The organism is Janthinobacterium sp. Mn2066 (assembly GCF_049319705.1).
Taxonomy (GTDB): Bacteria; Pseudomonadota; Gammaproteobacteria; order Burkholderiales; family Burkholderiaceae_D; genus Janthinobacterium.
Map to the genome: position 1 here is coordinate 437,523 of NZ_JBMOUF010000001.1, position 21,749 is coordinate 459,271.

20 protein-coding genes and 1 other RNA gene are annotated in these 21,749 nt (G+C 60.2%); 10 read left to right on the forward strand and 11 right to left on the reverse strand.

The window, feature by feature from the left end; genetic code table 11:
- The first annotated feature begins 65 nt into the window (after positions 1 to 65).
- The 4 genes from ACL9RI_RS01845 to ACL9RI_RS01860 all read left to right on the forward strand — a co-directional run bounded on the left by ACL9RI_RS01845 (position 66) and on the right by ACL9RI_RS01860 (position 1,464).
- Positions 66 to 356, forward strand: coding sequence for a DUF904 domain-containing protein (locus tag ACL9RI_RS01845; protein WP_422724897.1), 291 nt, complete (start codon positions 66 to 68; stop codon positions 354 to 356).
- Complete coding sequence (locus ACL9RI_RS01850; protein ID WP_183741032.1) at positions 356 to 667, forward strand: cell division protein ZapA; 312 nt, start codon at positions 356 to 358, stop codon at positions 665 to 667. Before ACL9RI_RS01845 ends, ACL9RI_RS01850 begins: the two co-directional genes overlap by 1 nt.
- Positions 668 to 731: 64 nt before the next feature.
- A non-coding RNA gene (ssrS, locus tag ACL9RI_RS01855) (6S RNA) lies at positions 732 to 909 on the forward strand.
- Positions 910 to 999: 90 nt separating this feature from the next.
- A complete protein-coding gene (locus tag ACL9RI_RS01860) occupies positions 1,000 to 1,464 on the forward strand; it encodes an EVE domain-containing protein (RefSeq protein WP_422724898.1) in 465 nt (154 codons plus the stop codon).
- On the opposite strand, the gene ACL9RI_RS01865 is transcribed toward ACL9RI_RS01860, so the two are convergent.
- The 5 genes from ACL9RI_RS01865 to ACL9RI_RS01885 form a co-directional block, all read right to left on the reverse strand.
- Positions 1,461 to 2,342: an NAD(P)-dependent oxidoreductase gene (locus ACL9RI_RS01865; protein WP_422724899.1), complete on the reverse strand. Its 882-nt coding sequence runs from the start codon at positions 2,340 to 2,342 to the stop codon at positions 1,461 to 1,463. The genes ACL9RI_RS01860 and ACL9RI_RS01865 overlap by 4 nt on opposite strands.
- Positions 2,343 to 2,425: 83 nt before the next feature.
- The gene (locus tag ACL9RI_RS01870; RefSeq protein ID WP_422724900.1) at positions 2,426 to 3,637 is read right to left on the reverse strand and encodes an MFS transporter; all 1,212 of its coding nucleotides are present in this window, start codon (positions 3,635 to 3,637) and stop codon (positions 2,426 to 2,428) included.
- A gap of 91 nt (positions 3,638 to 3,728) precedes the next feature.
- Positions 3,729 to 4,505: an SDR family NAD(P)-dependent oxidoreductase gene (locus ACL9RI_RS01875; RefSeq protein ID WP_422724901.1), complete on the reverse strand. Its 777-nt coding sequence runs from the start codon at positions 4,503 to 4,505 to the stop codon at positions 3,729 to 3,731.
- 331 nt (positions 4,506 to 4,836) lie between these two features.
- Positions 4,837 to 5,664 carry a prolipoprotein diacylglyceryl transferase gene (gene lgt / locus ACL9RI_RS01880; RefSeq protein ID WP_422724902.1) on the reverse strand — a complete coding sequence of 276 codons (828 nt, stop codon included), beginning with the start codon at positions 5,662 to 5,664 and terminating at the stop codon, positions 4,837 to 4,839.
- 62 nt (positions 5,665 to 5,726) lie between these two features.
- Positions 5,727 to 6,644, reverse strand: a complete 918-nt coding sequence (locus ACL9RI_RS01885) for a LysR family transcriptional regulator (RefSeq protein WP_422724903.1) — start codon at positions 6,642 to 6,644, stop codon at positions 5,727 to 5,729.
- Between the two features lie 172 nt (positions 6,645 to 6,816).
- On the opposite strand from ACL9RI_RS01885, the gene ilvD reads away from it, so the two are divergent.
- The 3 genes from ilvD (at position 6,817) to ACL9RI_RS01900 (ending at position 10,624) form a co-directional block, all read left to right on the forward strand.
- Positions 6,817 to 8,682, forward strand: a complete 1,866-nt coding sequence (ilvD, locus tag ACL9RI_RS01890) for a dihydroxy-acid dehydratase (protein ID WP_422724904.1) — start codon at positions 6,817 to 6,819, stop codon at positions 8,680 to 8,682.
- Between the two features lie 190 nt (positions 8,683 to 8,872).
- Complete coding sequence (locus ACL9RI_RS01895) at positions 8,873 to 9,184, forward strand: c-type cytochrome (protein ID WP_183741000.1); 312 nt, start codon at positions 8,873 to 8,875, stop codon at positions 9,182 to 9,184.
- A gap of 183 nt (positions 9,185 to 9,367) precedes the next feature.
- The gene (locus ACL9RI_RS01900; RefSeq protein WP_422724905.1) at positions 9,368 to 10,624 is read left to right on the forward strand and encodes a glycoside hydrolase family 71/99-like protein; all 1,257 of its coding nucleotides are present in this window, start codon (positions 9,368 to 9,370) and stop codon (positions 10,622 to 10,624) included.
- Between the two features lie 47 nt (positions 10,625 to 10,671).
- On the opposite strand, the gene ACL9RI_RS01905 is transcribed toward ACL9RI_RS01900, so the two are convergent.
- Together ACL9RI_RS01905 and ACL9RI_RS01910 are read right to left on the reverse strand one after the other, a co-directional pair.
- Positions 10,672 to 11,649, reverse strand: coding sequence for an NAD-dependent epimerase/dehydratase family protein (locus ACL9RI_RS01905; protein WP_422724906.1), 978 nt, complete (start codon positions 11,647 to 11,649; stop codon positions 10,672 to 10,674).
- A 112-nt stretch (positions 11,650 to 11,761) separates the two neighbouring features.
- Positions 11,762 to 12,904, reverse strand: a complete 1,143-nt coding sequence (locus tag ACL9RI_RS01910) for a branched-chain amino acid ABC transporter substrate-binding protein (protein WP_422724907.1) — start codon at positions 12,902 to 12,904, stop codon at positions 11,762 to 11,764.
- 12 nt (positions 12,905 to 12,916) lie between these two features.
- Between ACL9RI_RS01910 and ACL9RI_RS01915 the strand changes: the two genes are divergently transcribed.
- Entirely contained in the window at positions 12,917 to 13,120 is a 204-nt protein-coding gene (locus tag ACL9RI_RS01915; protein WP_422724908.1) for a hypothetical protein, read from the forward strand.
- Between the two features lie 79 nt (positions 13,121 to 13,199).
- On the opposite strand, the gene ACL9RI_RS01920 is transcribed toward ACL9RI_RS01915, so the two are convergent.
- Genes ACL9RI_RS01920 through folD form a run of 4 tightly spaced genes read right to left on the reverse strand, consistent with a single transcriptional unit; the run spans position 13,200 to position 16,981 of the window.
- Entirely contained in the window at positions 13,200 to 13,577 is a 378-nt protein-coding gene (locus ACL9RI_RS01920; RefSeq protein ID WP_422724909.1) for a hypothetical protein, read from the reverse strand.
- The gene (locus ACL9RI_RS01925; RefSeq protein WP_422724910.1) at positions 13,574 to 13,999 is read right to left on the reverse strand and encodes a DNA polymerase III subunit chi; all 426 of its coding nucleotides are present in this window, start codon (positions 13,997 to 13,999) and stop codon (positions 13,574 to 13,576) included. Before ACL9RI_RS01925 ends, ACL9RI_RS01920 begins: the two co-directional genes overlap by 4 nt.
- A 5-nt stretch (positions 14,000 to 14,004) precedes the next feature.
- On the reverse strand, positions 14,005 to 16,080 hold the full coding sequence (locus ACL9RI_RS01930) for a M3 family metallopeptidase (protein WP_422724911.1): 2,076 nt from the start codon (positions 16,078 to 16,080) through the stop codon (positions 14,005 to 14,007).
- 55 nt (positions 16,081 to 16,135) lie between these two features.
- Positions 16,136 to 16,981: a bifunctional methylenetetrahydrofolate dehydrogenase/methenyltetrahydrofolate cyclohydrolase FolD gene (gene folD, locus ACL9RI_RS01935; RefSeq protein ID WP_183675553.1), complete on the reverse strand. Its 846-nt coding sequence runs from the start codon at positions 16,979 to 16,981 to the stop codon at positions 16,136 to 16,138.
- A 296-nt stretch (positions 16,982 to 17,277) separates the two neighbouring features.
- Here folD and aceE point away from each other — a divergent pair, with 296 nt between their 5' ends.
- A complete protein-coding gene (gene aceE, locus ACL9RI_RS01940) occupies positions 17,278 to 19,974 on the forward strand; it encodes a pyruvate dehydrogenase (acetyl-transferring), homodimeric type (RefSeq protein ID WP_422724912.1) in 2,697 nt (898 codons plus the stop codon).
- 94 nt (positions 19,975 to 20,068) lie between these two features.
- Complete coding sequence (gene aceF, locus ACL9RI_RS01945; RefSeq protein ID WP_422724913.1) at positions 20,069 to 21,739, forward strand: dihydrolipoyllysine-residue acetyltransferase; 1,671 nt, start codon at positions 20,069 to 20,071, stop codon at positions 21,737 to 21,739.
- Positions 21,740 to 21,749 lie beyond the last annotated feature (10 nt).

Consider the following 21,749-nt stretch of genomic DNA (forward strand, 5'->3'; position numbering starts at 1 on the left):
TTTCACGACAACAGCACTGTATTGATGTAAATATGTGTGACAGCGGTGTGATTCGATTGACGCCCATGGAGCGTCCGCCCTATAGTGGCGGGATGATTTCCGAATTCAACGAATTATCCGACAAAATCGGCTTGCTGGCCGAAATGACCCATGCGCTGCGTCGTGAAAACGCGCAACTGCGCAAGGACAATATTGCCTTGTCCGCTGACAACGCCATGTATGTGCAGCGCATGCGCGAGGCGCAGGAGCGGGTGGAAGCCTTGCTGGAAAAAATCCCTGAACTGGTGCAGGCCGGCCTGGAGCAAGCCGCCTCGGAAGCGGAAAACCATATTGCCGAGAACGGGAAGGAAGCGTAATGCCGCGTGTCGATGTCAATATCATGGGCCAGGCCTACAGCATGCTGTGCGCCGACGGCGAAGAGCGCGCGCTGCGTGAAGCGGCGATTTACCTCGACAGCAAGATGAAGGCCATCCGCGACGCGGGCAAGGTCAAGGGCAATGACCGCATCGCCGTGCTGGCCGCCCTGGGCGTGGCCGCTGAATTCCTGTCCGTCAAGTCACCGCAAGGTCCGTTGTCGGAGTTGTCTATACTGGAAGTCAAGCAAAAGATCGCCGCCATGCATACGGTGCTCGATACCGCGCTGACGCCCCAGGAAAATCTTTTTTAAGCCAGCCGCGTACGAATTGCTACGAATTGTCTTTGCGATGCGCGATCAAAGGAGTAAACTTCGTCCTACCCTGCGGTGTTCGCGATTGCCATATATTCCTTGAACCATTTATGCGCATCGGTTGCGAATTTTGTTTGATGGGAGTGAGCGTCGCTCGTTCGACGAACCCGAAATTGAACTAACGTGACCACCTTGAACCGTTTGGTTCGGGATGCCGGCACAGCGGCACAGGCGGGGCCGAATTGAAATAACCTTGAAATACAACTGAAAACGGTTGCAGCATGGATGCGCAGCCGTTTTTTTACGTCTGTTGCTTTGATACGGGAGCACGCATGAAACAATACTGGTTGATGAAATCGGAACCGGACGAGGTCAGCATCGATGATTTGATAGCGGCGCCCAAACATACCTTGCCGTGGTTTGGCGTGCGCAACTACCAGGCCCGCAACTTCATGCGCGACGGCATGAAATTAGGCGATGGCGTGCTGTTCTACCACTCCAGCTGCCCGCAGCCCGGTGTGGCCGGTATCGCCGAAGTAGCCAGCACGGCTTACCCCGATCACAGCCAGTTTGAAGAGGGCGGCAAGTATTTCGACCCGAAAGCCACGCAGGAACAGCCGCGCTGGATCAGCGTCGATGTGCGGGGCGTGAAAAAGACGGTGCTGCTGCCACTGGCCGAGATGCGCCAGATGACGGCGCTGGAAGATATGCTGCTACTGAAGAAGGGCAGCCGTCTGTCCATCACGCCGGTGACGCCGGCGCAATGGAAGGTGATTACGGAGACATTGAAAGTTTAGCTGTCTGCCTGCTGCGGCTGCATGAACAACTTGGCCACGCTGGTCATGTTTTCCTGCCCGCTGCCATTGGCGATGGCGGCCAGGAACACTGCATGCGCCGCGGCGATGGTGGGTGCTTGCTCGGTAGAACCTGCTTCTCGCAAGATATAGCCAAAGTCTTTTTCGATCAGATGCACGGGAAACTGCGGGGCAAAGTTGGCTGTCAGCATAGTATTGGATAAATAGGACGCCACTGGCGCCCAGACGGACGTGCTGGCCATGGCCGCCATCACCTGGGCAACGTCGATGCCGCTGCGCGAGAGCAGGCCGATAATTTCGGCCAGCGCCGTCACCTGGATGCCCAGCATGGCGTTGGTCGCCAGCTTGGCCAACGCGCCATCGCCCCATTGGCCAATATGATGCACGCTCGAACCCATGACTTGCAACAGTGGCTGGCTGCGTTCCAGCACTGCGGCATCGCCTGCGGCCAGATAGGCAAGCTGGCCGGCATCGGCTTGTGCGCGCGAGCCCGATACGGGCGCTTCCAGCAGGTCGACGCCACGCTGTTGCGCATGGGCGCCCAGCTGGCGTACCCATTCGGGTGTCAGCGTGGAACTTTCTATTGCCACGGCGCCGGCCGCCATGCCGGCCAGTGCCCCCGTTTCTTCATCCAGCCATACCTGCCGCGATACATCGTCGTCGCGCAGCATGGCGATGACGAACTCGGCGCCAACGGCGGCCTCGCGCGGTGACAATGCTTGCCTGGCTCCCAGACTGCGTAATTGCTGCGCGGCCTCAGGCGTGCGGTTCCAGACCGTCAGGCAGTGTCCAGCGTTGATCAATTGTTTGGCCATGCGCGATCCCATCGCGCCCAGGCCCAATACGGTTATCTTGTTCATTTTTTCCTGTCTGATGTGTTAATTCAAGTCAAGCTAAATTAATCGGCGCCACGCTCTTCGAATGCAGCCTGACGCCACCGGGTCTATTTTTCGCGGCTGGCCATCACGGCCAGCAGTCCGGCCAGGGCGAAGCCTGCTGCAACATAGGGAATCGGTTTTGCGCCGGCCATGTTGATCATCAGGCCGCCAAGCAGGGAGCCCAGGCCTATCGCGGCATTGAACACCGATACATTGATGGCAGTGGCTGCATCCGCGCCACCATGAATCTTCGAGGCTTCCTTGAAGACCAGGGTTTGCAGCAAGACCGGCAGTGCGCCGTAGGCGGCACCCCAGGCGGCGATCGCTATGAACACGGCAGCATGGCTACCCACGGCGAGGTTGACAGACGCCAGGCTGATGGCAAACAGGGCGGCAACCACGCCCAGGCTGGTGCGGGGCGACTTCGCGGCGAACGGGCCGACAGCGAAATTGGTGATCACGCCGGCTGCGCCGTAGACCAGCAAGAGCATGCTGATCTGGCTTGCGCTTTGCCCGGCGATCTGTTCCAGATATGGCGTGATGTAGGTGTAGGCAAGGAAGTTGCCGGTGACGACCAGTGCAGTAATGCCGAAGACTGCCAGCAAATTGCGATTCCGGAGCACCGAGCGCATGGCACCGCTCTTGGCTGCTTTCGAGATGCGCACGGCCGGCACCGACCAGACGATTAGGGTAAACACCGCCAGGCTGAGGAAGCACAAGGCGGCGAACACGGCGCGCCAGGTGTACATTTCTCCCAGGATCGTTCCTGCAGGAACACCCAGTACGGTGGCCAGCGATACGCCACCGAATACGACGGAGGTGGCGCGCACCGCGTTACGGGATGCCACCAGGTGCACGGCGGTGACCACTGCCGTGGACCAGAATACGCCGATGGCGCCGGCGACCAGTATCCGGCCGATGAAAACGACGAAATAGTCGGCAGCCAGGTAAGTGATCAGGTTGCCCGCAAAGCAGGCGGCAAGCAAACCTGCCATCAGTGCCTTGCGGTTGATGGAGCCCAGCAGGCTGGTCAGCGGGGCGGCCGTGATGGCAACCATGAAGGCAAAGATGGTGACCAGATAGCCTGCGACGCCTAGCGAGACGTTGAGCCCGGCAGCCATCGATGGCAGCACGCCGACGGGCATGAGTTCGGTGCTGACGAAGGAAAAGCAGCCCAGGCTGAGGGCAAGCACGGCTGCGACACTGCGTCCTTTGGAAATTGTGACGGAGTGAGCGCCGCTGGAGGCGTGTCCGGAAGATGTAGTTCCTGATTGCATGGTTTTATCCTGTTAAGTGTAGATAAGCTAAGACATGAGGTGACGACGATTTGTCAGCACAGGTATTGCTGTTGCAATTGACTATGCACAGTCAGCTCTCGGGCAGCTGGATGCCCGAGAGCTCGTTGCAGGCCGCCAGAAAGCGTTCCTGCAGCGCGGTATCAAAGGCGGCACCGAGGGCTTGCGCAGATTGCTGGTGATAAAAATAATCACCCGTGACGCGTGTCGGGAGCGCAGTGCCTGCTGCCAGCCAGGCTTGGGTGCGAGGAGCAAGGCTGAGATCGCCAGTCGCACCCGCTCCGCCCATTTTGGTGGCAACCCAGCCGGGTTCGACGCAGTTGGACAGCACTTCCGGCCAGTGCCGCGCTACTGCAAAAGCTAGCAGGACCATGTGCAGTTTCGAGTCTGCATACGCCTGTCCGCCATTCCATTGCCGCGTCTGCCAAGTCAGGTCCGACAGTGAGGCATCGCCGTTCATATGCAGTCTGGAGCTGATGTAGATCAATCGCTTCGGCCGCTTGACCAGGGCGGTCAGGATGTACGGCGCGAGGGTATTGACTGCAAGAACATGGGGCAAGCCGTCCACCGTGCTGATCCGCTGTTTTTCCTGAAAGCCGACCGCTGCGTTGTGAATAATGGCATCGAAGCTGCCCAGCGCATTGATATCGTTGGCCAGGTCCATGGTTTCCGCCATGCTCGACAAATCGGCGGCAAGTACCGTTTCGGCTCCGGGAACTTGCCTGATGGCGTGTGCCGCCCGTTCTTCATTGCGTGCGTGTAGTACAACCTTGTGGCCATCTGCCACAAGCAGCCGGGCTGCCATCTGGCCCAGGCCGTCGGATGATCCTGTGATGATGATACGTGCCATTTTACGGCTCCTTTCGTTGCAGCCACGGCTGCATGTGTGATGTGTTGTACTGGTCTCATGAGGCGGAAGTACATCGCGATGGGAGAAGTCTGAGGCAATGGGCGCATGAATGCGATAGCATGAACAGCATAAGATTTATGCTTGCCAGTCATGAGTGCGCGTGTTTGCTCTGGGGCCTGCCGCTATCTGTCAGGGATGACTGGCGCGCGCAGGCACAGCGGGTCGCATCTCGCTGGGAAATGCGGCCTGGATGGGAGGGGGTGTGCGGGGAACGGAGGTAGTGTCAGGGGCGGAGACGGGAAACCGTTTCCGCCCGTGCGTCTTGCGGGCGTCAGCTTGCCGCGCGGCCCTTGGTCGGTGGCGTCGCCATGATGCGCTTCTTGTACGACCATACCAGCAGGGCGATGCCACCGACGATCATCGGCAGCGACAGCATCTGGCCCGAGGTGATCGGCACGCCGAACCACACGACTTGCCAGTCCGGCGTGCGGAAGTATTCCGTGAAGAAGCGCGCGCAGCCATACAGCAAGGTGTACATGGCGCCCACGGCGATGCGCGGATGCTGCTTGCGCGAGAACAGCCACAGGATGATGAAGACGAGGATGCCGTCGACCAGCATCTGGTAGATCGGCGATGGGTGGACCGGGTAGGGGATGCCTGGCCATTGCATGGCCCATGGCAAGCTTTCCGGCGCGATCCGGCCTGGCAGTTCGGCATTGATGAAGTTGCCCAGGCGGCCAGCCGCGTAACCGAGCGGCACCAGCGGCGCGATGAAGTCGAGCACGTCGAACAGGTTGCGGCCGGCCTTGCGGCTCCACAGGTACATGGCCAGGATCACGCCGAGGAAACCGCCGTGGAAGGACATGCCGCCATGCCAGACCATGAAGATTTCCAGCGGATTCTGGGCAAAGTATTCGGGGCGGTAGAACAGCACTTCGCCGAGGCGCCCGCCGATCACGACCCCCAGCATCCCATAGAAGAGCATATCGTCGAGGTCCTCCTTCTTCCAGCCGAGGATGGCGATGTGCGGCTGCTTGATGCGCACCCGGCCGAGGATGATGAAGAGGGCAAAGGCCAGTACATACATCAGGCCGTACCAGTGCACGGCGAGCGGGCCGATTTGTATGGCGATCGGGTCGGGCATCGGGTGTATCAGCATCGGTATTCTTTCTTAAGTTAAATCATTGTTGCGTAGTATGCATGAGCTGGCGCCCGGGCGGCTTAGCCGGCTCTTAATGCACTATCGATTTGCTTGCGCAGCAGTGCCAAAAAGCCCTGCAGCACGGACGATGGATTGTCGCGGCGCCAGGCCAGGCCCGTTTCCACCAGCGGCGTTGCATCGTGCAATGGCCTGTATTCTACGCCGGGCCGCATCAGATTCGATACCGATTGCGGCACCAGCGCGATACCCATGCCGGCCGAGACGAGACTGACGATGGTTTGCATCTGGATCGCTTCCTGGCCGATCTGCGGCGTGATGCCGGCTGCGCGGAAGACGCCGAGAATGGCGTCGTGCAGGCCAGGCGAGATGGTCCGTGGAAAAATGATCAGCGGCAAGGGCGGTAAATCCTGCAGCCGTACGGGACCCGGCGTTTGCAGCGCATCCAGTCCGGACGGGGCGGCCAGCACCAGCGGCTCGGCCAGCACGGGCAGATAGTCGAGCGCCGCTTTGGCCTTGTCGGGCAGCGGCGGGATCAGCAAGCCGGCATCGATACGGCCCTGCAGCAACTCATCGAGCTGCAAGTCTGAGGTAGCTTCCTGCAACTGTATGGCGACTTGCGGATAGGCCGTTTGATAGGCGCGCAGCAGCGGCGGCAGCACGCTGTAGTCGGCCGACGAGACAAACGCCAGGCTCAGCCGGCCTGCTTCGCCTTGCGCCGCGCGTTGCACCAGGGCTGGCAGTGCTTGCGCCTGGGCCAGCAAACGGCGCGCCTCGGGCAGCAGGGCGGCGCCGGCCGGCGTCAGCTGCACTTCGCGCCGGGTGCGCACGAATAGTGGCGCGCCCAGCAATTCTTCCAGGGCCATGATGGTTTGCGACAGGGGCGGCTGCGTCATGTGCAGCCGCAGGGCGGCACGGCCGAAGTGCAATTCCTCGGCCACGGTAATAAAGTAGCGCAGTTGCCGTAATTCCAGGTTCATATGCGATTCCATGCGGATATAGTTCTGTGATATCTAAAACGACTCACAGACCAGTGCATCATATATTTGACAGTGGCAGCTGCGCAAGGCAATCTGGCGTACCCCCACTGCAGACAGGGTTTTGTCAACATGGCCCGGCAGTCAGGCACTCAATACTTCAGGAAGGTCGATCATGCCGCAATACCGCTCCCGCACCACCACCCACGGCCGCAACATGGCTGGCGCACGCGCCCTGTGGCGCGCCACCGGCATGAAGGATGGCGACTTCGACAAGCCGATCATCGCCGTCGTCAACTCGTTTACCCAGTTCGTGCCCGGCCACGTGCATTTGAAGGACCTGGGCCAGCTGGTGGCGCGCGAGATTGAAAAAGCGGGCGGCGTGGCCAAGGAATTCAATACCATCGCCGTCGATGACGGCATCGCCATGGGTCACGGCGGCATGCTGTATTCCTTGCCATCGCGCGACCTGATTGCCGACTCCGTCGAATACATGGTCAACGCCCATTGCGCCGACGCCATGGTGTGCATCTCGAATTGCGACAAGATCACGCCGGGCATGCTGATGGCCGCCATGCGCATCAATATTCCCGTGGTCTTCATTTCCGGCGGCCCGATGGAAGCGGGCAAGGTGATCAAGGTGGTCAACGGCAGCCAGAAGATCATCAAGCTGGACCTGGTCGACGCCATGATCAAGGCGGGCGACAGCACCGTGTCCGACGCCGACGTGGCGGAAATCGAGCGTTCGGCCTGCCCGACCTGCGGTTCGTGCTCCGGCATGTTTACGGCCAATTCGATGAACTGCCTGACCGAGGCGCTGGGCCTGGCCCTGCCCGGCAACGGCACTATCCTGGCCACGCACGCAGACCGCGAACAGCTGTTCCTGCGCGCCGGGCGCCTGATCGTGGAACTGGCCAAGCGCCATTACGAGCAGGACGATTACTCGGTGCTGCCGCGCTCGATCGCCACCAAGGCCGCGTTTGAAAACGCCATGGCGCTCGACGTCTCGATGGGCGGCTCGACCAATACCGTGCTGCACTTGCTGGCGGCCGCGCACGAAGCCGAAGTACCGTTCACGATGGCCGATATCGACCGCATTTCGCGCAAGGTGCCCTGCCTGTGCAAGGTGGCGCCGATGACGGACAAATACCATATCGAAGATGTGCACCGCGCCGGCGGCATCGTGGGCATCCTGGGCGAACTGGCGCGCGCCGGCCTGCTCGACACCAGCTTGCCGACCATTCACGCCCCTACCCTGGCTGACGCCATCGCGCACAACGATATCAAATGCACCGATGACCCGGCCGTGCATCAGCTGTTCCGCGCTGCACCGGGCGGCGTGCCGACCCAGACGGCGTTTTCGCAATCGGAGCGTTTCGCCAGCGTCGATACGGACCGCAGCACGGGCTGCATCCGCGACAAGGCGCATGCGTATTCGCAGGATGGCGGCCTGGCCGTGTTATACGGCAACCTGGCCGAGAAGGGCTGCATCGTCAAGACGGCTGGCGTCGATGAAAGCATTTTGGTGTTCTCGGGCAAGGCGCGCGTATTTGAAAGCCAGGATGCCGCCGTCGAAGCGATCCTGGCCGATACCGTGCATGAAGGCGACGTGGTCATCATCCGCTACGAAGGCCCGAAAGGCGGCCCCGGCATGCAGGAAATGCTGTACCCGACCTCGTACATCAAATCCAAGGGCCTGGGCAAGGCGTGCGCCTTGTTCACGGACGGGCGCTTCTCGGGCGGTTCCTCGGGCCTGGTGATCGGCCACGCTTCGCCGGAAGCGGCCGAAGGGGGCGCCATCGGCTTGGTGGAAGAGGGCGACTTCATCGATATCGATATTCCTGCGCGCCGCATCAACCTGCGCATCACGGACGCCGCACTGGCCGAGCGCCGCGCCGCCATGGAAGCGAAGGGCGACGCCGCCTGGCTGCCCGTCAACCGCGACCGCTACGTCTCGCAAGCCTTGCAGGCGTATGCAGCGCTGACCACGTCGGCAGACCGTGGCGCCGTGCGCGATCTGTCGCAATTAAAGAAACGCTAGGCGGCCCCGGCGGCCTAGCGACGTGTGACCACGTTACAAGGCCTTACAAACAAAGTGGGAATAGCGGCATGAATCGGGGCACAATACAGGTGCCCAACCGTTGACGATGATGAAACGCTTGATCTGGGCTCGTAGTGAGCCTGCGGAAACACGGTAAAATGCCGCAGGAAGTAACTTTGGAGAAAAGACAATGAATCGTTCCATGTTGGTGGCTGTAGTGGCAGTGTCGGCGTTGACCTCGCAAATGGCGATGGCCAATCCTGACCTGGCGAAAGCAAAGAATTGCATGGCTTGCCACGCAGTCAGCACGAAATTGGTCGGTCCTGCATTCAAGGATGTGGCCGCCAAATACGCGGGCCAGAAAGACGCGGAAGGCAAGCTGGTGGCGAAAGTCATGAAGGGCGGTTCCGGTACCTGGGGCGCGATTCCGATGCCCGCCAATCCGCAAGTGAGCGAAGCGGAAGCGCACACCCTGGTCAAATGGGTGTTGTCGCAAAAATGAACTGAGATGACCTTCACTGGTTAAGCAGCGCGCAGACCTTGGTCTGCGCTTTTTTTTTGTCGTCACCATCTTGCGCAGGGTGCTCCGTTCGAGTTAAGTTAGCAAGTAGTTGCAGTGATAGAAATAGATTACTTGGAAACTAAAAAGCCGTCCTGATGGACGGTGTCACTTTACGGAGAAAAAATGCAAAGAATAATCAGCAGCATGCTGTGCATGACCTTGGCCGGTGGCGTACTCACCGGCTGCGGCAGCGGGACGGTCGAAGATGGCGGCAATACGGTCCTGAAATCGCAATCGGTGCAAGCGGAAGTCGCCCCCGCCCCCGTTGCTGTGCCCAAGAGCGCGACGAAGAAAATCTATATGCACATGATGCCGTGGTTTGAAACCAAGGCTTCCTCGGGCAATGGCGCGTGGGGCCTGCATTGGACCATGGCGAATCAAAATCCGGACATCGTCGATGCAAGCGGAAAACGCCAGATTGCCTCGTACTATTATCCGCAGACGGGGCCATACGCTTCCGGCGATCCTTATGTCATCGAATATCAATTGCTGCTGATGAAGTATGCCGGTGTCGATGGCGTCTTGATCGACTGGCCAGGCAGCCAGAACGTATGGGATTATGCCAAGAATCGGCAAAATGCCGAGGCTATCGTGGCGCAAACGGCCAAGCTGGGCTTGAGCTTTGCGATGGTGTACGAGGATCACAATATCGGCATGGCGTATGACGCCGGGCTGATCCCCAACAAGATGGCGGCGGCCCAGCAAGACATCGCTTACCTGAAGTCTAATTACACGACGCAAAGCAACTATATTCAAGTCAATGGCGCGCCGCTGATTTTGGATTTCGGGCCGCAAACCTTCGTCAACGGCAGCGACTGGAACACGATCTTTTCGACCTTCCCCAAGCCGCCCACGTTCCTGACGCTGTGGTACCAGATCGGCCAGGCTGGTTCCAGCGGCAAAGGGGAATTCGCATGGATTTATTCCGACGGCATGGCGGGCCTGGATAATTTTTACAATAACCACCCCTTGAATCTCAAGTTTGGCATCGCGTATCCTGGATTTAATACCTTCTATGCGGCGGGGAACTGGCAAGGCCCGACCTGGACCTTGCCATACGGTTCGACATTTGCGACGACGCTCAACAAGGCACTGGCTGCTCCTGGTGTCGACAATATCCAGCTGGCAACCTGGAATGATTATGGCGAAGGCACCATGATCGAGCCGACGCGGGAGTTTGGCTACAGCTATTTAACGACGATGCAGCAAGCGCTCGGGGTGAGTTCGAATCAAAGTGAGTTGCAATTAATCTATAGCTTGTACCAGAAGCGAGTCCAGTACGCAGGCAATGCGGCGCAACAGCAAAACCTGAACAACGCAGCCAACTATCTGGCCGCGCATCAGGTAGCGCAGGCCGCCGCCATCATCAACGCCATGTAGGCCCGGATCGCGCCGTAAAAAAAGCGCGCCTGCGCTTTTTTTGCGGCCTAAGCCAGGTTGCCCATCCCCTGCAAGGTCGCCCTGACCGCTTCATCAAGCGGCGTATGCGGTTCCTTGCCCAGCACGGCGAGCAGTTTGCGATTCTCCATCTGCAGCGGCGTTTGCCACAAATATCGCATCTCGCGCAGTTCGCGCAGGGTTTCCACGAATGGCGAGGCCAGGGTCATCAGCCACCATGGAAACCGCCGGATGGCCGGTGCCGCCTTGCCTGACTGCAGCACGGCGCGGCTGATGGCCGATGTCATCTGCCGGCCATCGTGGTCCCAGTGCCCGGCCATATGAAAGCGGGCAAACGTGGGTAAACTGTGGCGCACCTCCAGCAATTGCAACATGGTGCGCGCCACGTCGGGCAGGTAAGACCATTGGTGGCCCACTCCTTCTGCGCCTGGGTATTGCACCGTGCGCACCGGCTGGCCCGGTTTTACCAGGCCTTGCGCAAACCAGGTATTGCCTGACCGGGGACCGAAGAAGTCGCCGGCGCGCACGATGATCACCTTCGCGCCTTGTCTGCTGGCCAGCTCCAGGCGCGCTTCCAGTTCCACGCGGATGGCGCCCTTGCGCGTTTGCGGGTGTTGCGGCGCCTCTTCGTCCACGACGGGAAAGGCATCGGGGCCATAGTTGTAGACAGTGCCGGGCAGCACGATGGTGGCCTGTCCGGCGATGGCCGCGGCGATGGTGTTGTCCAGCATGGGCAGCACCAGCTGGCCCCAGTTGCGGTAGCCGGGCGGATTGACGGCGTGCACGATCACCTCGCAACCCCTGGCGGCCGCCATCACATCGCTGCGCGACAGCGCATCGCCGCGCAGCCAGGTCAGCCCATCCGGGGATATCGATGGCAGTTCACCGCGTTTCAGGGCGCGTACCTGCCAGCCGGCCGCCAGCAACTGGCGCATCAGCTCGCCGCCGATACCGCCCGTGGCGCCCAGCACCAGTGCCGTCTTGTGTTGATTGGTATGGATGTCCATCTTGCCCTCCTCATGATTGATGGAGCCAGTATCGGCCCCGCCGCATCATTTGGGAATTGATGGACATCGTACAGTAGCCATACATTTTTGTATGGCTCTGTCTTCTAGCTGATTACTTCACGACTTCCATCTTGGTCTTCTTGCCGCCGCGATAGGTGAACAGGGTCAGCGAGCCATCCTTGATGTCGCCATTCGCATCGAAGGCGATCGGACCCGTCACGCCCTGGTAATGCACCTTGGCCAGGAAGGGCAGGTAGACGGACGGTTTGGCCGACTTGGCGTCCTGCATGGCGGTAGCCATGGTCATCACGGCGTCGTACACATAGGGCGCGTACAGCTGCACTTCCATATTGTATTTCTGCTTGTAGCGGGCGCGGAAATCGTCCATGGCTTTTTGTTCCGCACCCGTCACGCCGCCCGCTTCGGCGCAGGTGATCATGTTTTCGCCGACCGCATCGCCGGCCAGCTGGCCCAGCGGCTCCGTGCACATGCCGTCGCCACCCATGAATTTGACCTTGATGCCCAGCGCCTTCATCTGGCGCAACATGGGACCAGCCACGGAATCCATGCCGCCAAAGAAGACCAGGTCAGGATTCTTGGATTTGATGCTGGTCAAAATCGCGTTGAAGTCGGTCGCATTGGCATTGGTAAATTCCTTGCCGACGATTTGCACGCCCGGCAAGGCCTTCTTGGCGCCCTTGACGAATTGCTCGGCCACGCCCTGGCCGTAGGCCGTACGGTCATCGATGACGGCAATCTTTTTCGCCTGCAGCTTGCCGACGGCATACGCGCCCAGGGTGCCGCCCAGCTTGTTGTCATTGGCCACCACGCGGAAAGCCGTGTTGAACTTTTGCTGCGTGTAGGTAGGGTTGGTGGCGGCCGGTGAAATCTGCGGAATGCCGGCATTGAAATAAATGCGTGAAGCAGGGATGGTGGTGCCGGAATTCAAGTGACCGATCACGCCGTTGACCTTGGCGTCAACCAGCTTTTGCGCCACCGCCGTGCCCTGTTTCGGGTCGCCTGCATCGTCTTCCGCCACCAGCACGAATTTCACGGGCTTGCCGTCGATCTTGAAACCCTTGGCGTTCAAGTCCTCGATCGCCATCTTGGCCGCGTTTTCATTATCCTTGCCCAGGTGGGAGCTGGCGCCAGAGACCGGGGCGACATGGCCTATCTTGATGATTTCCTGGGCGCCTGCATGCGCGGTGAAGGCCAGGGCGATGACGAGCGGAAGGACTTTGGTCTTGAGCTGCATAAACATTCTCCAATGGATAAAGATACGGCGGCGTCTCGTGAAACCGCTTCGAAAGGCGGTACTGGTGGAGAAAGGTACAACAAAAAACAGGCCGAGAAAAGCCGGATTTCGGCCTTTGTGTTGTTTGTCGCGACAATCACCAAAACGAGGCGCGATGCACCGGGATTAGCGGCTTGGATGCACCAAAGAATGGCGCTGGGAGGGGGAATGGTGTAGCTAAAATACTGGGGGCAGACCCGCCGGGGGAATGTCCCCCAATGGGGGATATTCCGATCACGAAGTGACTGAGCCCAAATTAATGCTGTGGCGGATGCAAATGACCTAATTCATGGCTCACAGCATGCGCCACGATCTGTTCCAGCGATTGCTGCAAGTCTGCCCGCAAGGCGCCCCGCATGCCGATCAGGGCGTTTTGCAGGGCGGTCTGCAAGACGTGGGCGATGCGCTCTTCCAGCAGGTGGTCGATCTTGCCCTGCACCTGATGCAGGATGCGCTGCGTCAGCCGCTGTTCGATGGCGTCCCAGTCCGGCTGTTCTGCGACGGCGGCCACCGGCGCCGCGATGGGGGCCGGTTCCGGTTCCGGTTCCGGTTCCGGCGCTTGCTGCAGCGCTTCCGGTCCCGACAGCACTTCCGTCAACAGGGGGATGCCCGGATCGAATGTCTGCTCGCTCATGTTTTTCCCGCGACAAAGTGGGTCGGCGCCACACCCGACTTGCGGTAGTGCAGGAAGCGCTGGCGGCCGGCCTGGGCATCGTGTTCATCCATCGCGACGATTTCAAACACGCGCTGGAATTGCTCGTAGTTGGCCGGTGGCAGCTGCGACAGGTTGACGAGGATATCGTGGTGCGGCAACTCGACATCCATATTGTCGGTCAGCACGATGGGCGTGTGGACCGCCAATGGATCGCCGGCTGCTACGTGCGGCAGGAAGTCGGTCGGCGAAATGGTCCACATGGTCGCGTTCAGGGCGGCCAGCTGTTCGCCATCGGCTGTCAGCACGACCACCTTGTTGCCCGCCATATAGGCCTTGCGCACCAGACGGCTGGCATAGGCCAGCTTGTCGGGTACGTTGCTGTGAAAATCGACGCGGGTCATGGCGCTCAGGCGGCCATGCCGCTGTGGCGCAGCAGGGCGTCGATGCTTGGTTCGCGGCCACGGAAGGCCTTGAACGATTCCAGCGCCGGGCGCGAACCGCCCACGGCCAGGATTTCCGCCTGGAAGCGTTTGCCCGTTTCCGCCGAGACTACGCCACCCGTCAGTGCAGCCGCTTCTTCAAACGCGCTATAGGCGTCGGCAGACAACACTTCTGCCCATTTATAGCTGTAATAACCCGCCGAGTAACCGCCGGAAAAGATATGGCCAAACGAGTTCTGGAAGCGGTTGTAGGCGGGCGGTATTACCACGGCGAACTGGCGGCGCACGCTATCGATCAATTCCTGCACGCTTTGCGTGCCGAAGGGATTGTAGTCATAGTGCAAATGCATATCGAGCAGCGAGAATTCCGACTGCCGCAGGGTTTGCAAGCCGGACTGGAAATTCTTTGCTGCCAGCATCTTGTCGTACAGTGCGCGCGGCAACGGTGCACCCGTCGTCACGTGGGCCGTCATGTGTTGCAGCACGTCCCATTCCCAGCAGAAATTTTCCATGAATTGCGAAGGCAGTTCCACGGCATCCCATTCCACGCCGGAAATACCCGACACGCTGATTTCATCGACCTGCGTCAGCATATGGTGCAAGCCATGGCCGAATTCATGGAACAGGGTGATCACTTCATCGTGCGTGAACAGCGAAGGCTGCAGCACGCCATCGACCAGGGCCGGTTCCGTGAAGTTGCAGGTCAGGTAGGCAACCGGTGTTTGCAGCTTGCCATTGTGTACGCGGCGGCCGCGCGCATCGTCCATCCAGGCGCCGCCGCCCTTGCCGGCGCGGGCATACAGGTCCAGGTAGAACTGGCCTACCAGCTGGCCGTCGCGTTCGATGCGGTAGAAACGCACGGACGGATGCCAGGCACTGGCCATGTCCAGCACGATATTGACCGAGAACAAGGTTTGTACGAGGCGGAACAAGCCGTCGATGACTTTGTGTTCAGGGAAATACTGTTTCACTTCCTGCGCCGAGAACGCATAGCGGCGTTCCTGCAGCTTTTCGGACGCGTAAGGCACGTCCCAGGCTTGCAGCTCGTCCAGGCCCAGTTCGTCCTTGGCGAAAGCGCGCAGTTCGGCCAGGTCCTGTTCCGCATACGGGCGGGCGCGGCGGGCCAGGTCTTCCAGGAAGGAAATCACCTGTTCCGGGCTTTGCGCCATCTTAGGCACCAGGGACACTTCGGCGAAATTCTTGTAGCCCAGCATCTTGGCTTCTTCATCGCGCAGTTTCAGCAGGGTGACGATGTTCGGGCCATTGTCCCAGTCGTCTTTCTTGCTGAAGGCATCGCCCTGTTCGGACGCCTTGGTGGCGTTGGCGCGGTAGATGGTTTCACGCAGCGCGCGCTGGTCGGCAAATTGCAGGATCGGGTAATACGAAGGGAAGTGCAGCGAAAACTGGTAGCCGTTCTTGCCGTCTTTTTCAGCGGCGGCGCGGGCCGCCTGCTTGACGTCGTCGGGCAGGCCGGCCAGTTCCGCTTCGGTGTCCACCAGCAGCTTGTAGTCATTGGTGGCGTCGAGCACGTTTTCGGAAAAGCGCGTGGACACGGCCGCGTGTTCTTCCTGGATGGCGCCGAAGCGTTCTTTTTTATCTTCAGGCAACTCTGCGCCGCCCAGGCGGAAACCGCGGATCGCGTGTTCGACGATGGTCTTGCGCGCCGGCGACAGGGTGGCGTACTCGGCGCTGGCTTGCAATTGCTTGAATTTGTCGAACAGCACTTCATTCTGGCCCAGTTCGGTCCAGAACTCCGTGACTTTGGGTTGATTGGCATTGAAAGCGGCGCGCAGTTCGGGCGTATCGACCACATTGCTGAGGTGGCTGACGATGCCCCAGGCGCGGCCCAGGGTTTCGCTGATGTCATCTTGCGGTGCAACAAAACTGTCCCAGCTGACCGCTGTTTCCGGCGCCGTCAGCTTGGCCACGGTGGCCCGTGCCTGGGCCAGCAAGGTGTCGATGGCCGGCGTAACGTGCTCGGCGGCAATGGCATCGAAGCGGGGGAGTCCGGAGAAGTCCAGCAGTGGGTTGTCAGTTGTCATCAGCTAATCCTGTTCCTATATATATGTCATGGGCGGACCAGCCGCCCACGGTCAATCAAATGCGTTCTGCTGCTTCTACCGTATTCATCAGCAGCATCGTGATGGTCATCGGACCCACGCCGCCCGGCACCGGGGTAATGTGCGAAGCGACTTCCTTGATGCCGTCAAAATCCACGTCGCCGCACAGCTTGCCGTTGTCGTCGCGGTTCATGCCCACGTCGATCACGATGGCGCCCGGCTTGACCATGTCGGCCGTCAAGGTGTTGCGGCGACCGACGGCAGCCACCACCACGTCGGCCTGGCGCGTGTACAGGCCCAGGTCCGGTGTCGCACTATGGCAGATGGTGACGGTAGCGTTCGCTTGCAAGAGCAGGAGCGCCATCGGTTTGCCCACCGTGTTGCTGCGGCCGATGACGACGGCGTGCTTGCCGCGCAAGTCCACGCCCGTGCTTTCGATCAGTTTCATGCAGCCGTACGGGGTACAAGGGCGGAAACCTGGCAAGCCCGTCATCAGTTCGCCGGCGCTCAGCACCGAGTAGCCATCGACGTCCTTGGTAGTGGCGATCGCTTCGATGACCTTGTGTGGATTGATGTGTTTAGGCAAAGGCATTTGCACCAGGATGCCGTGGATGGCCGGATCGGCGTTCAGGCTGGCGATGCGGGCGAGCAAGTCCGCTTCGGACAGGTCCGCTTCGTACTTTTCCAGCACCGAGTGGAAACCCACGTCGCCGCAAGCCTTGACCTTGTTGCGCACATAGACCTGGCTGGCCGGGTCTTCGCCGACCAGGATCACTGCCAGGCCGGGCTGGGTGCCCTTGGCGGTCAGGGCGGCGGCGCGGGTGGCGATTTCGGCGCGCAGTTTTTGGGAGAGGGCAATTCCGTCGATCAGTTGTGCTGGCATGGTATGAGAGCTGAGAGGCTGGTGGGAGGGAAAACCAGATTATAAAGCCGTGGGCATGAAACCGGCGCTATTGACGCTCTTTCAGTATTAATTTCCATCTAGAATTTGCGGCAGTGCAGCATAAATTTCATAGGGGTGTTTCACGATGTGAAATCATGTATCGCCATTTGAAAAATACTAAATACGCTGTTAGAATCGCCCCACTAATTGATCTTAATAGTAAATAATCAGCGAAATACCGTCCGACAGCGATCCGGAAAATCGGGGTGGGGCGATCACAACAGGAGACTCAACAGATGTCAGCTCAACTGAATCAGGTAACGACGCAGATCGGCACCGACCCGGATTTGCAGGAAACCAAAGAGTGGCTGGACGCACTCGAAGCCGTGCTGGAAAATGAAGGTCCGGAACGCGCACAATATTTGATGGAACGCCTGGTCGACCTGGCCCGCCGCAATGGCTCGCAAATCCCGTTCTCCAGCACCACCGCCTACGTCAACACCATCCCCACCAAACAAGAAGCACACTGCCCGGGCAACCTGGAATACGAAGAGCGCCTGCGTTCGTGGATGCGCTGGAACGCCATGGCCATGGTGGTCAAGGCCAACCGCGCCGACGGCGACCTCGGCGGCCACCTGTCCTCGTTTGCCTCGCTGGCGAACATGCTCGGCATCGGCTTCAACCACTTCTGGCACGCGCCAACCGCCGACCACGGCGGCGACCTGCTGTACATCCAGGGCCACTCCTCGCCTGGCGTCTACGCGCGCGCCTTCCTCGAAGGCCGTCTGTCGGAAGAGCAGCTGCTGAACTTCCGCAAGGAAGTCGATGGCAAGGGCTTGTCGTCGTACCCGCATCCAAAACTGATGCCTGACTTCTGGCAGTTCCCGACCGTGTCGATGGGCCTGGGCCCGCACATGGCGATCTACCAGGCTCGCTTCCTGAAGTACCTGCACGCACGCGGCATCGCCAAGACCGACAACCGCAAGGTATGGGCATTCTGCGGCGACGGCGAGATGGACGAGCCGGAATCGCTGGGCGCAATCGGCCTGGCCGCACGCGACATGCTCGATAACCTGGTCATCGTGGTCAACTGCAACCTGCAGCGCCTGGACGGCCCGGTACGCGGCAACACCAAGATCATCCAGGAACTGGAAGGCGAATTCCGTGGCGCCGGCTGGAACGTCGTCAAGGTCATCTGGGGCCCGGGCTGGGACGCCCTGCTGGCACAAGACAAGGATGGCATCCTGCAGCAAGTGATGATGGATACCGTCGATGGCGAGTACCAGAACTTCAAGGCCAAGGATGGCGCCTACGTGCGCAAGCACTTCTTCGGCAAGCATCCGAAGCTGCTGGAAATGGTTGCCAACATGAGCGACGACGACATCTGGCGTCTGACCCGTGGCGGCCACGATCCACACAAGATTTACGCTGCCTTCAAGGTCGCCCAGGAACACAAGGGCCAGCCTACCGTGCTGCTGGTGAAAACCATCAAGGGCTACGGCATGGGCAAGTCCGGCGAAGCGCGCAACACCGCGCACCAGACCAAGAAACTAAACGACGAAGCCGTGCGCGAAATGCGCGACCGCTTCTCGCTGCCGATTCCTGACGACAAGCTGGCCGATATTCCTTTCTTCAAGCCTGCCGACGATGCGCCGGAAATGGTCTACCTGCACGAGCGCCGCAAGGCCCTCGGCGGCTACCTGCCGCAGCGCCGTCAAAAAGCCGAAGAAACCCTGCCAGTGCCTGCGCTGGACGCGTTCAAGAACGTGCTGGAAGCGACCCCGGAAGGCCGTGAAATCTCGACCACGCAAGCTTTCGTGCGCGTCATCACGACCCTGCTGAAAGACCCTAACCTGGGTCAGCGTGTGGTGCCTATCCTGGTCGATGAATCGCGTACCTTCGGCATGGAAGGCCTGTTCCGCCAGATCGGTATCTACAATCCGAAAGGCCAGCTGTACGAGCCAGTCGATAAAGACCAGGTCATGTACTACCGTGAAGACAAGGCCGGCCAGATCCTGCAGGAAGGCATCAACGAAGCAGGCGGCATGAGCTCGTGGATCGCTGCGGCGACGTCGTACTCGACCAACGACCGCATCATGATCCCGTTCTACACCTTCTACTCGATGTTCGGCTTCCAGCGCATCGGCGACCAGGTATGGGCAGCGAGCGACATGCGCGCGCGCGGCTTCCTGATGGGCGGCACCGCTGGCCGTACCACCCTGAACGGCGAAGGCTTGCAGCACGAAGATGGCCACAGCCATATCTTCGCCGCGACCATCCCGACCTGTATGCCATACGACCCGACCTTCAGCCATGAAGTCGCCGTCATCGTGCAGGACGGCCTGCGCCGCATGATCGCCAACCAGGAAGATGTGTTCTACTACATCACGATCATGAACGAGAACTACGCCCAGCCAGGCATCAAGCCCGGCCAGGAAGAAGGCATCCTGAAAGGCATGTACAAGCTGCAGGAAGGCCAGGCGGACGCCAAGCTGCGCGTGCAGCTGATCGGTTGCGGCACCATCCTGCGCGAATCGATCTTCGCCGCCGAGCTGTTGCAAAACGACTGGGGCGTGGCGGCAGACGTCTGGTCGGCGCCATCGCTGACCCTGGTGGCCCGCGATGGCCAGGACGCAGAACGCTGGAACATGGTCAACCCGTCGAAAGAACAGCGCGTGCCGTACGTGACGTCGCTGCTGCAGGACACCGACGGCCCGATCGTCGCCACCACCGACTACATGCGCGCATTCGCAGAACAGATCCGCGCCTTCATGCCGAAGGGCCGCACCTACAAAGTGCTGGGCACCGATGGCTTTGGCCGCTCGGACAGCCGCGCCAAACTGCGCGAGTTCTTCGAAGTGAACCGTTATTATGTGACCGTGGCCGCGCTGAAATCGCTGGCTGACGAGGGCAAGATCGACGTGTCGGTGGTAGAGCAGGCGATTGCCAAGTATGGCATCGACGCGAACAAACCAAATCCGGTGACCCAGTAATCGTTGTGCGGATTCGATCGCGCCAAGGCCGTACGCAAGTACGTCCTTGGCGCGTTTGCGAGTCCATCTGACAAATAAAATAACGGAGCAAGCTATGAGCATTGTGGAAGTCAAAGTCCCGGATATCGGCGATTTCAAGGAAGTCGAGATCATTGAACTGATGGTCAAGCCTGGCGATACGGTCAAGGTCGACCAGTCGCTGATCACGGTCGAATCGGACAAGGCCAGCATGGAAATCCCATCGAGCCACGCCGGTGTCGTCAAGGAATTGAAAGTCAACGTGGGCGACAAGATCGCCGAAGGTTCGCTGGTCCTGCTGCTGGAAGTGGCCGACGGCGCTGCTGCCGCCCCTGCGCCAGCCGCAGCTCCCGCACCTGCTGCTGCAGCCCCTGCGCCAGCACCAGTTGCAGCAGCCCCTGCGCCGGCGGCCGCCTCCGGCGCGCCTGCGCTGGTCGAAGTGACCGTGCCCGATATCGGCGACTTCAAGGAAGTCGAAGTCATCGAACTGATGGTCAAGGTCGGCGATGCGATCAAGGTCGACCAGTCGCTGCTGACGGTCGAATCGGACAAGGCCAGCATGGAAATCCCATCGAGCCACGCCGGTATCGTCAAGGAATTGAAAGTCAAGGTCGGCGACAAGGTGGCCAAGGATTCGCTGGTGCTGATCGTCGAAACGACCGGTGCTGCTCCAGCCGCCGCTCCAGCACCTGCCGCTGCGCCGGCACAAGCTGCTGCCGCACCAGCCGCCGCTGTCGCCTCGGCGCCAGTTACTGCCGCTCCTGCCCCTGTCGCAGCTGCCGCGCCTGCCGTGAATGGCAAGCTGGCGCATGCGTCGCCATCGATCCGCAAGTTTGCGCGCGAACTGGGCGTGGAACTGTCCCGCGTGGGCGGCTCCGGTCCGAAAGGCCGCATCACCCAGGAAGACGTGCAGAATTTCGTCAAGGGCGTGATGTCGGGTGCGGTCGCTGCGCCAGGTGCTGCCAATGCGGCACCGGTCGCCAAGGCTGGTTCGGGCGTGGGCCTGGACTTGCTGCCATGGCCATCGCTGGACTTCAGCAAATTCGGCGCGACCGAATTGCTGCCGCTGTCGCGCATCAAGAAAATCTCGGGTCCTAACCTGCACCGCAACTGGGTCATGATCCCGCACGTCACGCAATTTGACGAAGCGGACGTGACGGACCTGGAAGCCTTCCGCGTCGAGACCAATGCGGCCAACGCAAAGAACAAGGATGCCGCCAAGCTGACCATGCTGGCCTTCGTCATCAAGGCGTCGGTCGCCGCGCTGAAGAAATTCCCGGCATTTAATGCATCGCTGGACGCCAAGGGCGAAAACCTGATCCTCAAGCAGTACTACAACATCGGCTTCGCGGCCGATACGCCGAACGGCCTGGTGGTTCCCGTGATCAAAAACGCGGACCAGAAGAGCGTCACGCAAATCGCCAAAGAGATGACCGAATTGTCCCTGCAAGCGCGCGAAGGCAAGCTGAAACCGGCCGACATGCAGGGCGCCAGCTTCACAATTTCGTCCCTGGGCGGCATCGGTGGCACGCACTTCACGCCTATCGTGAATGCACCGGAAGTAGCCATCCTGGGCTTGTCGAAAGCCTCGATCAAGCCGGTATGGGATGGCAAGGCCTTCCAGCCACGTCTGATGATGGGCACTTCGCTGTCGTACGACCACCGCGTGGTCGATGGCGCGATGGGCGCACGATTCTCCGTGTACCTCGGCGAAGTCCTGGCCGACATGCGCAAAATTCTGCTGTAAGGAGCGATTG

Coding starts and splice junctions, on each gene's coding strand:
- ACL9RI_RS01845 (WP_422724897.1), top strand. CDS start 66: ATGGAGCGTCCGCCCTATAGTGGCGGGATGATTTCCGAATTCAACGAA.
- ACL9RI_RS01850 (WP_183741032.1), top strand. CDS start 356: ATGCCGCGTGTCGATGTCAATATCATGGGCCAGGCCTACAGCATGCTG.
- ACL9RI_RS01860 (WP_422724898.1), top strand. CDS start 1,000: ATGAAACAATACTGGTTGATGAAATCGGAACCGGACGAGGTCAGCATC.
- ACL9RI_RS01865 (WP_422724899.1), bottom strand. CDS start 2,342: ATGAACAAGATAACCGTATTGGGCCTGGGCGCGATGGGATCGCGCATG.
- ACL9RI_RS01870 (WP_422724900.1), bottom strand. CDS start 3,637: ATGCAATCAGGAACTACATCTTCCGGACACGCCTCCAGCGGCGCTCAC.
- ACL9RI_RS01875 (WP_422724901.1), bottom strand. CDS start 4,505: ATGGCACGTATCATCATCACAGGATCATCCGACGGCCTGGGCCAGATG.
- lgt (WP_422724902.1), bottom strand. CDS start 5,664: ATGCTGATACACCCGATGCCCGACCCGATCGCCATACAAATCGGCCCG.
- ACL9RI_RS01885 (WP_422724903.1), bottom strand. CDS start 6,644: ATGAACCTGGAATTACGGCAACTGCGCTACTTTATTACCGTGGCCGAG.
- ilvD (WP_422724904.1), top strand. CDS start 6,817: ATGCCGCAATACCGCTCCCGCACCACCACCCACGGCCGCAACATGGCT.
- ACL9RI_RS01895 (WP_183741000.1), top strand. CDS start 8,873: ATGAATCGTTCCATGTTGGTGGCTGTAGTGGCAGTGTCGGCGTTGACC.
- ACL9RI_RS01900 (WP_422724905.1), top strand. CDS start 9,368: ATGCAAAGAATAATCAGCAGCATGCTGTGCATGACCTTGGCCGGTGGC.
- ACL9RI_RS01905 (WP_422724906.1), bottom strand. CDS start 11,649: ATGGACATCCATACCAATCAACACAAGACGGCACTGGTGCTGGGCGCC.
- ACL9RI_RS01910 (WP_422724907.1), bottom strand. CDS start 12,904: ATGCAGCTCAAGACCAAAGTCCTTCCGCTCGTCATCGCCCTGGCCTTC.
- ACL9RI_RS01915 (WP_422724908.1), top strand. CDS start 12,917: ATGGATAAAGATACGGCGGCGTCTCGTGAAACCGCTTCGAAAGGCGGT.
- ACL9RI_RS01920 (WP_422724909.1), bottom strand. CDS start 13,577: ATGAGCGAGCAGACATTCGATCCGGGCATCCCCCTGTTGACGGAAGTG.
- ACL9RI_RS01925 (WP_422724910.1), bottom strand. CDS start 13,999: ATGACCCGCGTCGATTTTCACAGCAACGTACCCGACAAGCTGGCCTAT.
- ACL9RI_RS01930 (WP_422724911.1), bottom strand. CDS start 16,080: ATGACAACTGACAACCCACTGCTGGACTTCTCCGGACTCCCCCGCTTC.
- folD (WP_183675553.1), bottom strand. CDS start 16,981: ATGCCAGCACAACTGATCGACGGAATTGCCCTCTCCCAAAAACTGCGC.
- aceE (WP_422724912.1), top strand. CDS start 17,278: ATGTCAGCTCAACTGAATCAGGTAACGACGCAGATCGGCACCGACCCG.
- aceF (WP_422724913.1), top strand. CDS start 20,069: ATGAGCATTGTGGAAGTCAAAGTCCCGGATATCGGCGATTTCAAGGAA.